This is a genomic window from Streptomyces sp. CA2R106 (genome assembly GCF_037034245.1).
Classification (GTDB): Bacteria; Actinomycetota; Actinomycetes; order Streptomycetales; family Streptomycetaceae; genus Actinacidiphila.
In genome coordinates, this window is sequence record NZ_JBAGKC010000017.1 from 92,723 (window position 1) to 106,434 (window position 13,712).

The 13,712-nt window shown below is 74.1% G+C and carries 18 protein-coding genes; 3 read left to right on the top strand and 15 right to left on the bottom strand.

Features of this window, described 5'->3' with window-relative positions; genetic code table 11:
- Positions 1-21: 21 nt before the first annotated feature.
- From WA788_RS23020 to WA788_RS23065, 10 genes are all read right to left on the bottom strand, one after another.
- Positions 22-306 carry a gas vesicle protein K gene (locus WA788_RS23020; protein WP_335980310.1) on the bottom strand — a complete coding sequence of 95 codons (285 nt, stop codon included), beginning with the start codon at positions 304-306 and terminating at the stop codon, positions 22-24.
- The gene (locus tag WA788_RS23025; RefSeq protein WP_335980312.1) at positions 303-533 is read right to left on the bottom strand and encodes a gas vesicle protein; all 231 of its coding nucleotides are present in this window, start codon (positions 531-533) and stop codon (positions 303-305) included. The genes WA788_RS23020 and WA788_RS23025 overlap by 4 nt, the downstream gene beginning before the upstream one ends.
- Complete coding sequence (locus WA788_RS23030) at positions 530-1,396, bottom strand: GvpL/GvpF family gas vesicle protein (protein ID WP_335980314.1); 867 nt, start codon at positions 1,394-1,396, stop codon at positions 530-532. The genes WA788_RS23025 and WA788_RS23030 overlap by 4 nt, the downstream gene beginning before the upstream one ends.
- Entirely contained in the window at positions 1,393-1,752 is a 360-nt protein-coding gene (locus WA788_RS23035) for a gas vesicle protein (protein WP_335980316.1), read from the bottom strand. Before WA788_RS23035 ends, WA788_RS23030 begins: the two co-directional genes overlap by 4 nt.
- Positions 1,749-2,789: an SRPBCC family protein gene (locus tag WA788_RS23040; RefSeq protein WP_335980318.1), complete on the bottom strand. Its 1,041-nt coding sequence runs from the start codon at positions 2,787-2,789 to the stop codon at positions 1,749-1,751. The genes WA788_RS23035 and WA788_RS23040 overlap by 4 nt, the downstream gene beginning before the upstream one ends.
- Positions 2,790-2,795: 6 nt before the next feature.
- Complete coding sequence (locus tag WA788_RS23045; RefSeq protein ID WP_335980320.1) at positions 2,796-3,482, bottom strand: hypothetical protein; 687 nt, start codon at positions 3,480-3,482, stop codon at positions 2,796-2,798.
- Positions 3,479-3,748, bottom strand: a complete 270-nt coding sequence (locus WA788_RS23050) for a gas vesicle protein GvpG (RefSeq protein WP_335980322.1) — start codon at positions 3,746-3,748, stop codon at positions 3,479-3,481. Before WA788_RS23050 ends, WA788_RS23045 begins: the two co-directional genes overlap by 4 nt.
- 1 nt (position 3,749) lies before the next feature.
- Positions 3,750-4,481 carry a GvpL/GvpF family gas vesicle protein gene (locus tag WA788_RS23055; RefSeq protein WP_335980324.1) on the bottom strand — a complete coding sequence of 244 codons (732 nt, stop codon included), beginning with the start codon at positions 4,479-4,481 and terminating at the stop codon, positions 3,750-3,752.
- 2 nt (positions 4,482-4,483) lie between these two features.
- Positions 4,484-4,975, bottom strand: coding sequence for a gas vesicle protein GvpJ (gvpJ, locus tag WA788_RS23060; protein ID WP_335980326.1), 492 nt, complete (start codon positions 4,973-4,975; stop codon positions 4,484-4,486).
- 73 nt (positions 4,976-5,048) lie between these two features.
- A complete protein-coding gene (locus tag WA788_RS23065; RefSeq protein ID WP_335980329.1) occupies positions 5,049-5,372 on the bottom strand; it encodes a gas vesicle protein GvpO in 324 nt (107 codons plus the stop codon).
- Positions 5,373-5,658: 286 nt separating this feature from the next.
- On the opposite strand from WA788_RS23065, the gene WA788_RS23070 reads away from it, so the two are divergent.
- From WA788_RS23070 to WA788_RS23080, 3 genes are all read left to right on the top strand, one after another.
- On the top strand, positions 5,659-6,579 hold the full coding sequence (locus WA788_RS23070; RefSeq protein ID WP_335980332.1) for a LysR family transcriptional regulator: 921 nt from the start codon (positions 5,659-5,661) through the stop codon (positions 6,577-6,579).
- A gap of 226 nt (positions 6,580-6,805) precedes the next feature.
- Entirely contained in the window at positions 6,806-7,633 is an 828-nt protein-coding gene (locus tag WA788_RS23075) for an inositol monophosphatase family protein (RefSeq protein WP_335980334.1), read from the top strand.
- A 41-nt stretch (positions 7,634-7,674) separates the two neighbouring features.
- Entirely contained in the window at positions 7,675-8,271 is a 597-nt protein-coding gene (locus WA788_RS23080; RefSeq protein ID WP_443034082.1) for an NADPH-dependent F420 reductase, read from the top strand.
- Positions 8,272-8,347: 76 nt separating this feature from the next.
- Here the strand turns inward: WA788_RS23080 and WA788_RS23085 are convergent, their stop codons facing one another.
- The 5 genes from WA788_RS23085 to WA788_RS23105 all read right to left on the bottom strand — a co-directional run bounded on the left by WA788_RS23085 (position 8,348) and on the right by WA788_RS23105 (position 13,700).
- The gene (locus WA788_RS23085; protein ID WP_335980337.1) at positions 8,348-9,505 is read right to left on the bottom strand and encodes a permease; all 1,158 of its coding nucleotides are present in this window, start codon (positions 9,503-9,505) and stop codon (positions 8,348-8,350) included.
- 133 nt (positions 9,506-9,638) lie between these two features.
- A complete protein-coding gene (locus tag WA788_RS23090; RefSeq protein WP_335980340.1) occupies positions 9,639-10,592 on the bottom strand; it encodes a hypothetical protein in 954 nt (317 codons plus the stop codon).
- A 714-nt stretch (positions 10,593-11,306) separates the two neighbouring features.
- The gene (locus WA788_RS23095; protein WP_335980342.1) at positions 11,307-11,525 is read right to left on the bottom strand and encodes a DUF1918 domain-containing protein; all 219 of its coding nucleotides are present in this window, start codon (positions 11,523-11,525) and stop codon (positions 11,307-11,309) included.
- 121 nt (positions 11,526-11,646) lie between these two features.
- Positions 11,647-12,375 (bottom strand): phosphotransferase family protein, encoded by a 729-nt coding sequence (locus WA788_RS23100; protein ID WP_335980344.1) that lies wholly within the window; start codon positions 12,373-12,375, stop codon positions 11,647-11,649.
- Positions 12,376-12,407: 32 nt separating this feature from the next.
- Positions 12,408-13,700 carry a UDP-glucose dehydrogenase family protein gene (locus WA788_RS23105; RefSeq protein WP_335980347.1) on the bottom strand — a complete coding sequence of 431 codons (1,293 nt, stop codon included), beginning with the start codon at positions 13,698-13,700 and terminating at the stop codon, positions 12,408-12,410.
- Positions 13,701-13,712: the final 12 nt, after the last annotated feature.

Consider the following 13,712-nt stretch of genomic DNA (forward strand, 5'->3'; position numbering starts at 1 on the left):
CCCCGGCCAGGGCCCCGGCGGTCAGCGCCAGCTGTCCGCGAGGAGGGGCCCCAAGGGGCCGAGGTCGAGGTTGAGGTCGTCGCGGCTGAGTCCGTGGTGCGCGCAGAGCTCGGTCATCGCCTCGTCGAGCCGCATGAGGGCGAGGCCGAGCCGCTCCTCCTGGTCCGCGGTGAGGTCCTCCTGGTCCAGGCGGCGCACGGCCTGGCGTTCCAGGAGCTGGCGGACCAGCTCGACCAGGGTGAGGACGAGGGAGACGAGGTCCCGGGCGGCGTTGTCCGGGTCGAGGCGCACCGTCGGGGCGGTCACAGGGGCCCTCCGTCGCTCCAGGGGGCGGGCACCCGCTCGCTGACGGACGCGAGCAGGGCGTGCAGGGAGAGCCGGATCAGCGGCACCTCGGCGATGGCGATGACGAGGTCGCCGCTGATGACGACGCCGGTCGCCAGGACGCGGTCGAGCAGGTCGACGAGCGGGACGCCCAGCGGCGCGCCGCTGTCGGGCCCCACCCAGCTGACGGTGTCGGTCGCGGCGGTCACGGGTGGACCCCGCCGGTGAAGGAGTAGGGCACCCACGGGCCGGTGACGTCGATGTGCACCTCGAGACCGGTGAAGGAGCCCCGGAGGGCGTGCACCGCCGTGGCCAGCTCCGCGGACCGGGCGTCGTCGACGAGGAAGGCGGCGTTGAGCACCTGGTGCCGGTCCCGGCCGGTGACCTCGGGGCCGTGCGGACGGCGGCGCACCGCGGCCACGGCCAGGGCGGCCGCGGTGTCGTGGACCCGCTGGGCCACGTGCAGCGCCGCGTCCTGCCAGGACTGGCGGTCGCGCTCGCGGCCCCGCACCCGGGACAGGTAGGCCGCGCCCGCCCCGGGAGCGGCCGCCCTCGCGGTGCCCGCGGTCCGGGAAGCGGCCGGGGCCGGGGCGGTGCCGGCCGACCGGCCGAGGTGGACCTTGACGGACCACTCGGCGCGCCCCGCCAACCGGTCCAGCGTGCCGAGGAACAACTGCCGCTGGTGGTCGAGGGCTTCGGCGGCCCGCCGGTCGTCGGTGAAGAGGGTCGCCAGCGGCAGTGGAACGACCGGGCCGTCCGCGGCGGCGGCCACGACCACGTCGTGGTGGCCGCGGGCGCAGCGCTCCAAGGCGACCGGGTCCGACAGCCGCCGGCGCAGGGCCTCCTGCGTGAAGTCCGCCGCCGGGACGCTCTGCACGACGGCCCGCAGGGAGCCGGCCAGCGGCAGCAGGCGCAGCGGCCCGCCGCCCGTGTGCCCGCTCCGGCCCGCCAGACTGCCGGGATCGCCGCCGCGCCGGACGGCGAAGACGCAGGTCGCCGTCATCCCGTCGGCCGGCCCGGCCGGCGCGCTCGGCCCGACCGGCGCGGGACCGCGGTCGGTGGGGGCCGTCATGTCCGCGCCCTGGACGGTGCGCTGCGGGCGGGGACGTCCTCCCGGTCCTCCAACTCGGCCACTCGGGAGCGCAGTTCCTCGTTCTCCTGCGCGAGGGCGCGCTCGGCGGCGCGGGAGGACAGGGCCGGATCGGTCTCCCACCAGTCGATGCCGGCCTTCTTGGCCGTCTCGACCGACGAGATGAACAACCGGAGCCGGATGGTGAGGAGTTCGATGTCCAGGAGATCGATCTTGATGTCGCCGGCGATCACGATGCCCTTGTCCAGGATGCGTTCGAGGATGTCGGCGAGGTTGGACGTCGAGGGGGAGTGGCGGTAGGGGTCGTCGGCGGTGGGGAAGTCGAGCGGTGCCGTCACCGCCGGCTCCGGCCGCGCCGCCGAGGACGCTCGTCCTCGTCCTCGTCCTCATCCTGGTCCTCGGCTTCCTCTTCCTCGTCCTCCTCCTCGTCCCAGTCCTCGTCCTCGTCTTCGCCCTGGTCCTCGCCGTCTTCTTCGTCCTCTTCTTCGTCGAACTCCTCCTCGTCCTCGGCGCCCTCCGCGCCCTCGTTGTCCTCGCCGTCCTCGTCGTCCTCCAGGCCCTCCTCGTGGGAGCGCACGACCTCGCCGTCGCGGATCTCGCCGCGCCAGCCCTCGATCTCGTCGTCGGCGTGCAGCGTGACATGGCGGCTGAAGTGCTTGAGGTCGAGGCGGAGCCGCCGGCCCTGGGCGCGCCAGAGGTTGCCGGTCTTCTCGAAGAACCCGGCGGGGGTGTACTCCACCACCACGAGGATGCGCGTCAGGGTGGGGCCGAGGTCGTGGAAGCTGACGGCGCCCGCCGTGGTGCCCTTGGGCCCCTCGGACGTCCACACGATCCGCTCGTCCGGGATCTGCTCCTGGATCGTCGCCTTCCAGTTCCGTTTGGACGGGCCGACCTTGACGTTCCACTCGGTCGTGACGTCGTCCTCCTGCGAGACGCCTTGGACGCCCTTGGTGAAGCCGCTGAAGTCCTCGAACTGCGTCCAGTGGTCGTACGCCGTGCGCAGGGGGACGCCGACGTCCAGCGTCTCGACGATGTTCACCGCCTTGACGTTGTCCCCCTTGCCCCCGCCACCGCCGCCACCGCCGCCGCCCCCGACGGCGTTCTTGACCGTGCCCATGACCTTCTCCTTGGCGTCCTTGGCTTTCTGTCCGGCCATCGCCTTGAACGGTGACTCGCCCTGGAGGACGCGGCTGCCCACGCCGAGCATGCCGCCCTCGCCCTCGCCGATGTCGGACAGCCGGTCGGTCAGGTCGGACACCTTGCCGCCGGCCTTGTCGATCCACCCCTGGGTGATTCCGCTGAGGAAGTGACCGAACTCCTCGCGCAGTTCCTCCAGCCCGGTGGGGCGGTCGGACTTCTCGTTCTGCCTGGCCATCGCCGTCTACCTCCCGCGCCGGTTGGTCGTGGAATCCGCCCGGCCCGTGGTCTTCCGCCGGGCCGTCTCGCCCTGGCGGGACGCGGACTTGGCGGCCGCGCTCTTGTGCGCGGCCTTCTTCGCCGCGGGCTTCCTGGCCGCCGCCTTCTTGGCTGCCGTCTTCTTGGCGGCCGCGGCCTTCTCCGGCGGAGCCGCGTGCTTCGCCGCCTTCCTGCCCGCCGGCCCGTCGTGCCGGTGGGGCGCGTGCCGGGGGGACTCGGGCTCCTCCGCGTCGTCGGCGCTTTCCGCGCCGCCGCGGGCGTCGTCTTCCGGGCCCTGCTCGTCCTCCTCGGCACTGTCCTCCCGGTCTTCGGCTTCTCCGGCTTCTCCGGGTTCCTCCTGCGGGCGGCGGGCGCCCCGCTCGCGGAGTGCTCCGGCGAGGGAGGAGAAGCCCCGGTCGGCGGACGAGGACGCGGCCTTGCTCGCGGCCATGTACAGCTCGTCCTTGATCTGCGCGCGCAGCTCGTCCAGTTGGGGATGCTCCCGCAGCCGGCGCAGGCCCTCCGCGGCGAGCCCCGCCGGGGAGAGGGGGAACCGGCGCCCGGCGAGGAAGGTGCCGATGACGATGGCCGTCTTCGCCTTGCGGGTACGGCCGAGGAGGTAGCCGCCGGCCACCGCCGCGGCGATCGCGGTCTTGCACGAACTGTCCGTCACCGAACGTCTCCTGACTGGTGGGCGGCGCGCTGCCGCCGGAGTGTGCCGTGTTCGAGCTGGTCCAGCAGCCGTTCTTCCTCCGCCGCGAACCGCTCGGGGTCGATCTCGCCGTCGTCCAGGGCCCGGTGGAGCTCGGCGAGCCGGGCGCGGAGCACCGCCGGGTCGTCGATCTCGTTCTCCGCCGTCTCCAGCAGCACGTCGGCGAGCCAGCCCACACCGCGGACCGGGGCGAGCGGCAGGAGCAGCAGACCGGTGAAGAGGCCCATGTCAGGTCCCCGCGAGGGCCGGTACGTCGGAGAAGCTGTAGCACGGCAGCGGACCGGTCAGCCGCAGCCCGGCGCCGAAGACGTTCCGGGCGGCGAGCGTGTCCACCGCGGCGCGGCAGTCGTCCGTGCGGTCGGCGGCGACGAGGAAGGACGCGTTCAGCACGCAGCCGGGAACGTCCGGGCCGGGAGCCGTCTCGTCGGCGAGCGCCGCCAGCGCGGCGGCCGCCTGCCGCCCCACCTCCTCCGCGCGCCGGCGCAGGCCCGCGGCGACGGCCTCGCCGAGCCGCACACTCGTGTCGTAGCCGGGCCGCCGCCGCGCCTCCTCCCGCAGCCGCCGCACCTGCGGGTCGGTGCGGGCGAGGTCGGCGAGACCGGCCTCGACCGGGGAGACCTTGAGGTTCAGCTCGACGCGGCCGGAGATCCGGGCCAGCGCGGCCCGGTAGCCGTCGGCGCCGGTCCGCAGCTGGGCGAGCAGGGCGTCCTCGTCGTCGGCCACCACGCCGAACCGGGCCGGGAGCACCGGGCCGCTGCCGGACAGCGACAGCAGCACGTTCTGGTGCGCGTGCAGATCCCGGCGGTAGGCGCGCAGCCGCTGCGGGGCGGCGCTGACCACGGCGGCCAGCGGGCCCGCGACCAGCGTGCGCAGCCGGGCCGGCGGATCGCCGATGCCATGCACCTGGCCGGGCAGGACGACGTCCGCCGCGGTCACCCCGTAGACGTAAGTGCTCCCCACGGTCAGTCCTCCTCGTCGTGACGCCGGGACCGGCTGCCGGAACGAGAGCTGGAACGGCTCCCGGAGGAACTGCCGGAGCGGCGGGCCGAGCTCTTGCGCCGCGGCCGCTCCTGCTCCTCCTCGTCGCCCTCGTCCTCGTCGTCCCCGTCGCCTCCGACGCCGATGGCGTCCTTGACCTTGTCGCCCACCGACCGGGCGGCCCGCTTGGCGCCGGTCCTGCCTATGGCGGCGGAGGCCCCGCCGAACAGCTCCGGGACGGTGCGGCTGGTGGAGTCGTTCTCCAGGTCCAGGCGGTTGCACGCCTCGGCGAAGCGCAGATACGTGTCCACGCTGGCCACGACGATGCGCGCGTCGATCTTGAGGATCTCGATGCCGACCAGGGACACCCGGACGAACACGTCGATGACCATGCCCCGGTCGAGGATGAGGTCCAGAACGTCGTAGAGCGTGCCCGCACGCGGGGGGCACACGACTCCATCGGTGATGACGGTCACGGCGGTACCAATCTTTCGGGTGGGCCCCGGGGGACAGGGCGGCGGGAGCGGCGACGGCTCAGTGGTCGGCGGGTCACTCGTCGACGGCGCCGCGCCGGTAGCGGTGGACGCGGCGGTAGCTGCGCAGTGCGCCGTCCTCGGCCAGCTCGACCTCGTACGTCGCCAGCAGGCTCGTGGTGTCCGGGATACGGGCGACCTCGACCACGTCCACGCCGACGCGCCAGCCGCCCTCCTCCAGCGGCGCGACCGCGGAGCAGCCCTCGGTCGGACGCCGGATCAGCTCGCCGAGGAGGTGGGCGGCCCGCTCGGCCGCGTCGTGCGCGTCCTTCGGATGCCCGCTGCGGGAGCCGGACCGGTGGGACGGCGCACGGGACTGTCGGGCACGTGTCTCTGCCATGACCTCACCCTGCGGGCGCCCGGACACGTGTGCACGCGGAGCAGGACCATCCGGAGCGCCGAGGCGGCCAAGTGACCGCTGCCGCAGGGCCGTCGGCGTCCGCGGCACCGCCGCTGCGGCATCAGGGTGCCCGCTACCGCCAACACAGTGGCCCACCGGTGCTCCGCCGGGGCCCGGCACGTTCCGCCACCTGTCCGGCGCGGCGCTCGTCATCCGGTTCCGCGCGTGATCACCAGAGACACCGCCTAACAGCAAGTGCATGCTCTTCATTCATATAGTTACTGCCATGCAACTGGACTTGAATCTGCTCACCGCCCTGGACGCGCTGCTGGAAGAGGGCAGCGTGGCCGGAGCCGCGGACCGGCTCCATGTCACCGCGCCGGCGATGAGCCGCTCGCTGGGCCGCATCCGCAAAGCCACCGGCGACCAGATCCTGGTCCGCACCGGACGCCACATGACGCCCACCCCCCGCGCACTGGCCATGCGCACCGAGGTCCACGTCCTGGTGCAGCAGGCCCACCAGTTGCTGTCCTCGCGTACGGACCTCGACCTGGCGGACCTGGAGCGGGTGTTCACCGTTCGCCTGCACGACGCCCTCACCACCGCCTGCGGGACTGCCCTGGTCGCCGCGGTGCGCCGCCAGGCCCCGAAGGTGAAGATGCGCCTCACGGTCGAGCCCGGCCACGACACCCCTGAGCTGCGTCGCGGCGAGGTCGATGTGGCCTCCAGCGCCGGACCCCCGCCCCAGCCCGACATCCGTCACCGCCTCATCGGCCAGGACCGGATCATCCTCGCGGTCCGGGCGGGCCATCCGCTCACCGACGGGCCGGTGACGGTCGAGAGGTACGCCGCGGCCGATCACGTGACCGTCTCCCGGCGGGGGAGCCTGCGCAACCGGGTGGACGACGCCGTCGCCGCCCTCGGCCACGAGCGCCGTGTCATCGTCTCCGCCCCCGCGACGGACACCGCCCTGCAACTCGCCCGTGACGCCGACGTCGTGGTCACCCTCCCCGACGCGGTCACCCGCTCCGCCCGCGACCAACTGGGCCTGACCACACTGCCGTTGCCCTTCGACCTGCCACCCGTGCCGCTCTATCTGCTCTGGCACCAGCGCTACGACGACGACCCCGCCCACATCTGGCTGCTCGACCTGGCGACCCAGACCCTCCAGGGCTTGTTCACCGCTCCGGACGCTGCTGACCAGTAGCGTCCCGTCGGGGCGTCCCGTCGGGGCGTCCCGTCGGGGCATCTCGACGGGCTTCGCGGGCACTGCGGGAGGGGAGCAGATCCAATTGCGCGGGAGTCATCTCAGTAGTGCGTGACATGCACTTGAGGTTAATGATCGGCCGCTCTACTTTCGAAGGGCAGGCGCGAACGGAACGCGGTTTCGCCCGGTCTGCTCGACCACCCCCTCCTCCGATGGGAGCACCACCATGTCCGAATCGATCCGGACCGCCGAAATCGCCGCGCCCGCCGACTCCGACACCGACCTGCTCGCGCAGACCGCCGATGCCGTACGCGCGGCGGGTTCGGTGCTGCGGGAGCGCTTCGGGGACGTGGCCGCTCATCGGACCCGTGACGAGCTGATGGGTGCGCTCGCCGCCAACGACGACGCGGCCCTCGCCGTCCTGCGCCCCCGCCTGACGCGCCTGCGCCCGGACGCCGGCTGGGTGGAGAACGAACTGGACGGCGGGGCGCTGCCGTCCGGCGAGTGGTGGGTCGTGGACCCGGCCGAGGGCAACGTCAACCACCTGCACGCCCTGTCCGAATGGGCGGTTACCGCCACTCTCGTGCGCGACAACCGGCCGGTGCTCACCGCGGTCCACCAGCCGCTGACCGGCCGGACCTACACCGCGCTCGCCGGCGCCGGCGCCCACCTCGACGGCCGGCCCCTGCACGTGTCCCCGACCGCGGACCTCGGCCTGAGCCTGGTCGCCACCAGCCAGGCCCGGCCGGACGAGGACGAGAAGGTCGTGCGGCGCATCGGCTTCTCGATCACCGCGATGCTCCTCGACGCGCTCGTCGTCCGCGTCTCCGTCCCCGCGACCCTGCACCTGCTGGACGTGGCCGCCGGCCGGCTCGACGCCTTCTGGCAGTTCGCCGGCGCCCGCGCGGACCTGCTCCCCGGAGCCCTGCTCGTCACCGAGGCCGGCGGACGGATCACCGACGCCGAGGGCCGCCCCTGGACCCCGCGGAGCGCGAGCTTCCTGGCCGCCGCGCCCGGCGTCCACGCCCGGGCCGTCACCACGCTCTCCCGCTGACCACCCACCACGACCCGCAGCCACCGAAGGAACAGAACACCATGACCACCATCGCAGTCCTCGGCAACGGCCGCGTCGGCGGCAACCTCGCCCAGGCCCTCACCCGCGCAGGCCACCGGGTGACGGCGGTGGACCGCGCGCCGGGCGCCGCCGCCGACGCCGCCGAGGAGGCGCGGATCGTCGTCAACGCCACCCCGGGCGCCGGCTCCCTGGAGCGGCTCACCGCACTGCGCGACGAACTGCGCGGCAAGATCCTCGTCGACGTCTCCAACGCCACCGTCGACGGACCGGACGGGCTGCCCGCCGACCTGCTCTACCCCGGTTCGAGCCTGGCCGAGCAACTCCAGGAGGCACTCCCCGAAACGCGCGTCGTCAAGACGCTCAACACGATGCTCTTCCCCGTGATGACCGCGCCCGGCGCGCTCGCCCAGGCGCCGACCGCCTTCCTCTCCGGCGAGGACCCGCAGGCCAAGCAGGCCGTCCGTGAACTGCTCACCGACCTCGGCTGGCAGCAGGAGTGGATCACGGACCTCGGCGGGATCGGGACCGCCCGCGCCACCGAGGCCGCGATCCTGTTCGTGCCCCACGTGATCCGCTCCAGCGGGTTCGCCCCCTTCGCGGTCTCCATCGTCCGCTGAGAGCCCGGGGCGACGGTGCCCGAGAAGGGCCCGGCCTCGCAGAGTCCGGAGGCGGCAGTGATCGGCCGGACGGACCCTAGTGGTGGGGGTGGTCGCTGTCCGTGCTGGGGGCGCCGCCCATCATGCGGAGCATGCCGAGGCCGCCGGTGCGCAGGAAGCGGGTCAGGAGCGCGGCGGCCAGGAGGAGGAAGGCGATGTTGAGGACGGTGGTGTAGTTCCAGGTGACGCCTTCGGCGGGGATGGTGGCGTCGGCCTGGTCGGGGACGAGGCCGAGGCCGCCGAAGACCAGCTCGACGGCGTATCCGGCGACGACGGCGGCCGCGTAGAAGGTGCCGAGCAGGAACAGGGCCATACGGGCGCCGTAGTACTTCCGGTAGATGCTCAGGATCGGCAGGATGATCAGGTCGGCGAAGACGAACGCGACGACCCCGCCGAAACTGATCCCGCCCTTCCACAGCACGACCGCGAGCGGCACGTTCCCGATGGAGCAGACGAACGAGGCGATCGCGACCAGCGGGCCGATCAGCGGACCCCAGAACTTGGACGCCAGCGGGTGGCCGTCGAAGAAGAACGCGCGCCAGAACGCGTCGGGCACCCAGGCGGCGATGGCGCCCGCGACGAACAGGCCGACCACCAGGTCCCGCAGGATCGCCGCCCACTCCATGACGAACACGTGCGAGGTCGCGGTGAACCCGTCCGGCGACAGCAGGCGCCGGGCGAAGGAGCCCTCGCCCCGTACGGACATGTCCATCGCGGCATGGCCCTCCATGGCACCGGCCACGCCGCGTTCGGCCTGCGCCCGGGCCGTGCGCAGCAACCGGTCGCGCAGCAGCAGCCGGAACAGCACCGCCAGGACGACGATCATGATCGGGCCGCCCGTGAACTCCGCGAGCGTGAACTGCCACCCCATCAACAGCGCGAGGATGACGCCGAGTTCGGCGACAAGGTTGGTGGAGGCGATCTCGAACGCCATCGCCGCGGTGAAGTCGGCGCCCCGGCGGAACAGCGAGCGCGCCAGCGCCACCGCCGCGTAGGAGCAGGACGACGAGGCCGCGCCCAGACCGGCGGAGAGCGCCAAAGTGCGGGGGCGGTCGTCGCCCAGGAGCGCCACGACGGTGGAGGTGCGGACGACCGCCTGCACGACGGCGGACAGGGCGAAGCCCAGGATCAGGGCCCAGGTGATCTCCCAGGCCATCGAGCCGGTGATCGACAGGGCGTGCAGGATCGCGTGCATACGTCACAGCCTTCCCCGTGGAGGGAGCGGGACCGCGCGGCGCCGCGCGCAGGCGCGGGGCGGCCCGGCCGATCGGGTGGTGGGGGCGCCGCTGCCCGATCGGCGCCCCTCGTCGGACGGGGTCAGCTCACGGTCAGCTCACGCGCAGGGTCAGCGCCGCGGTGTGCAGGGCTCCGGCGGCCCGGAACTGGAGGAACATCCGCCAGTTCCCCGGCTTCGGCAGCTCGGCGTGGAAGGACAGGTCCGGGCCGCCGGAGCCGCCGTCGACCGCCGTGGCGGGGTGCAGGTGCGCGAACGCGGCATCGCCCTCGTGGAAGGCGGTCAGGTGCGCGTAGCTGTCCAGGTACGGCTGGAGGCCGGTGACGGGCCGCCCGTCCTTCGACGTGGCGAGGTGCACGGTCAGCGGGTGCTCCATGCCCGCCATCAGGTCGCCCTTGACGGTGACGGTGTAGCCGTCGGCGGTGGCTGTGGACGACGCGGCGGGCAGCGGGGTCGCGGTGGCGGCGCCGGGGACGGTGACCGGGCGGGACAGCACGAACGCGGTGCCCGCGCCCGGCCCGGCCGCCGGGGTGAAAGCGGCGAACATCCGCCAGGAGCCGGGCGCGAGGGCGGCCGGGCGCGCGGTCCAGGTGCCGTCCTGGGCCATGACCGGGTGCAGGTGCTGGAAGCCGGTCAGGTCCGAGCGGATCGCGTAGAAGTGCAGCCGCTTGGTCTGGTCGACCCGGAACGCGGTGACCGGCCTGCCGTCCGGGCCGGCGACGGTGAAGCGGTAGGGGGCGGGGGTGCCGGCGGGCAGCGTGGTGGCGGCGCTGGTGAGGCGGTAGCCGTCCGCGTGGTCGGACAGGCCGTCGCCGCCCGCGGTGGCGCCCATGCCGGGCATGCCGGGCATACCTGACGTGGCGGTGGCAGTGGCTGTGGCGGCGCCGGAGGCCGACGGCATCGCGCCGTGGTGCGTGCCGGGCATGGCGCCGTGGCCGCCGGAGCCGCTGGAGCCGCACGCGGCCAGGGCGGTCGCGAGTACGGCCGCGGCGGCAGCCGCGAGGGCGCGGCGGCGCATGGCGGTACTGATGCGGGAAGAAGCAGACATGGGTGGGGTCTTTCCGGGTGGGCGCACCCGCACCGGGTGCGCGGACGTCATCAGGGCACCTCGCCGGAGCGCGGCAGGAACTGCCGGCCCGGCGCGGCCCGGTCAGGTCCGCGCGACACACACCTGGAGCAGGAGCGGGCGCCCGCCCGGTGGCGGCGGCCCGCGCCGCCTCGCCCGGTGGGGCCCGCCCAGGAGTCGGCCGAAGGCCAGGAGGGCGGCCGCCGGCACGGCGACGGCGAGGAGCGGCCCGCCGGCGGGCAACACAAGGCGGGGGCGGGCCGGGGTCGATACGCACAGTTGCCCGCGCATCGCCGGCACGGCCCCGGTCCGCGCGCTGCCGGGGTGCCGGTGTGCCGCCGCCGCGGGGCCGTTCGGCGCCATCGCGGCGGCGGCCGGGACGCTCATGCCCGCAGGCGCGGCCGCCGCGCCATGGCACCCTTCGGCCGCGCCGAACGGAGAACCGTGCATCAGGAACAGGCCGGCCAGGACCGCGCACGCCAGCAGCAGCCGGGCAGCGCCCCGCCCGCCGACCTGCCGCCTGCCCGCCACCGCCGGACCCCTCCGTTCGCAACGCGCCTGGGCACACGCCTCCCGGCGCAGCCGCTGCGAGGATACCCCACCCGGGTATCCGAAGGGGCCGCGCGCCACACGGCCGGGCGCACATCCCTGACCCGGCGTCAGGCAGCGAACGCCCGTCCAGCCGCGCCCGGCCGGTCAGCGGCCGCCGCCCCCGCGCCCGGTGTGTTCGCCCTCGGCCTCGACGTGGGCCTCCGGCCCGGGGGAGAAGAGCGTCTCCCGGTGGTCCTCCGTCCAGCGCACGGTGTACGGCGGTGTGCCGTCCGGATGCTCCAGGCCGACGACCCGGCCGCGGCGGCGGTGGCCGTCCACATGCACGGACTCCACGACGATCCAGTCCCCGACGTGAGCACGCATCCCGCGCCTCCCTCCGTCTGCTGTGCGGCTTCCCCGCGCCCCCCTCTCCAGGGTAGGAGCACCGGCGCGCCTTCCCGCGAGCCCCGCGGCGCCGAGTTCACGAGCCCCGCGGCGCAAAGTCTCAGAGGAAGGCGGTCAGCTCCTGCTGCCGCGCGGCCGTCCAGCTGTGGGCGGCGCGCACCTCCTGGGGGACGCCCAGCCGGCAGAGGCCGACCATGGCGGGGTCGCCTGCGGCCGCGCCCTGCTCGATGCCCTGCCGGCAGCGGTCCTGCCACCACAGCACGGTTGCCACCAGGTCGGCGCGGTCGGTGCCGGCCAGCCCGTAGGCGTCCGCGACGGCCCGCATCCGCGGCCCGGCCCAGTCCGTCTCGCGGCCGGGGCCCAGCCGCAGGAACTGCCAGCACAGGTGGGCCACGTCGTGGACCCGGCGGCCGGGTCCCGCCAGGTCCCAGTCGATGAGCGCGACCGGCCGCAGCAGGCGGCCCTCGTCGCGGTAGACGGTGTTCCGGTACGACAAGTCGTTGTGGCACACCACCTCCGCGCCGGCGGCCAGGCGGTGGCCGGCGGTGAGGTCGTGCGCGGCGCGGACCAGACGGGCCAGCTCCGTCAGGCTGCCGACGGCGGCGACGCGTTCGTCGTACTCCCAGGGCACCAGGCCGGGGACGAAGGTGAACATGTCCCGCCCCTGCGCGTCGGACCCGAGGCAGCGCGGCGCACCCGGCCACTCCTGGTCGGCGAAGTGGCCGAGCACCTGCCGTACGTAGGGGGAGGTGGGCGTGCGGCGGACCGTGCCGTCGACGAGGACGGTCGTGCCGATGAAACCGCCGCGCAGTTCCTGCTCTTGGGGCATGAGGGGATTCCTTGCCGGGCCGGGGAGGGATGTCACAGCTGTTCGTACGCGGCGCGGCCCACCGCCATGTACGAGAAGCCGAGCCGGACCATGGTTCCAGGGTCCAGCAGGTTGCGGCCGTCCAGCAGGACGGGGCGCCGCATGGCCGGCCTCACGGCGGCCCAGTCCACGTCGAGCAGCTGCGGCCACTGCGTGACGACGATCGCGGCGTCGGCGCCGTCGGCCGCCGCGGCCGGTGTGGCCATGCGGGTGCACGACGACCACGGGTGCGCGTCCGCCGGGACGGCGACCGGGTCCCAGTAGCGCACCTCCGCGCCCTCCGCGAGCAGCCTGGCGGCCACCACGGTGCTCGGCGCCTCGCGCATGTCGTCCGTCCCCGGCTTGAACGTCACCCCCAGCACGGCCACGCGGGCGCCCGCCAGGCCGCCCAGCGCCGTCTTCAACCGCTGGACGGCGCGCCGTCGCTGGAGGTCGTTCACCTCGATCACCGCGCTGAGCAGCTGCGGGGTGTACCCGGAGTTGCCCGCCATCTGCTTGAGCGCCAGGGAGTCCTTGGGGAAGCAGGAACCGCCCCAGCCGATGCCGGCTTCGAGGAAGTGCGGGCCCAGGCGGTGGTCCATCCCGACAGCCCTGGCGACCTCGACGACATCGGCGCCCACCAGTCCGCACACGTTCGCGATCTCGTTGACGAACGAGATCTTCGTGGCGAGCAGGGCGTTCGCGGTGAGCTTCACCATTTCCGCCGAGGCCACGTCCATGACGACGACCGGTGCGTCCACCCCCTTGTGCAGCTCGGACACGCACGTCGCGGCGACCTCGTCGCCGGTGCCCACCACCACCCGGTCGGGGTGCAGGAAGTTCGCCACGGCACTGCCCTCCGCGGTGAACTCCGGATTGGCGGCGTACGCCACGTGCCGCAGTCCGGCGGCGTCGAGCGCGGTGCGCACCTGGGCACCCGTCCCGACGGGAACAGTGCTCTTCACCACGACGGCCTTGAGGTGGGAGGCCCCGCGCAGGGAGTCGACGACGGCGAACACCCGGCTCAGATCGGCGTCCCCGGCGGCGGTCGGCGGCGTGTCCACGCACACGTAGGCCACGTCCGCGTGGCGCAGTGCCTCGCCCGCGTCGAGGGTGAACGACAGCCGCTCGGTGTTGCCGGCCAGCAGCTCGGCCAGCCCCGGCTCGTACAGCGGGGTCCGGCCCGCTCGCAGCGCGGCGACCGTGCCGGGGTTGATGTCGCGAACGGCGACGGTGTGGCCCAGGTCCGCGAAACAGGCGGCGGTCACGAGGCCGATGTACCCGGCTCCGAACACGCAGACGCGCATGTGGTCTCCACC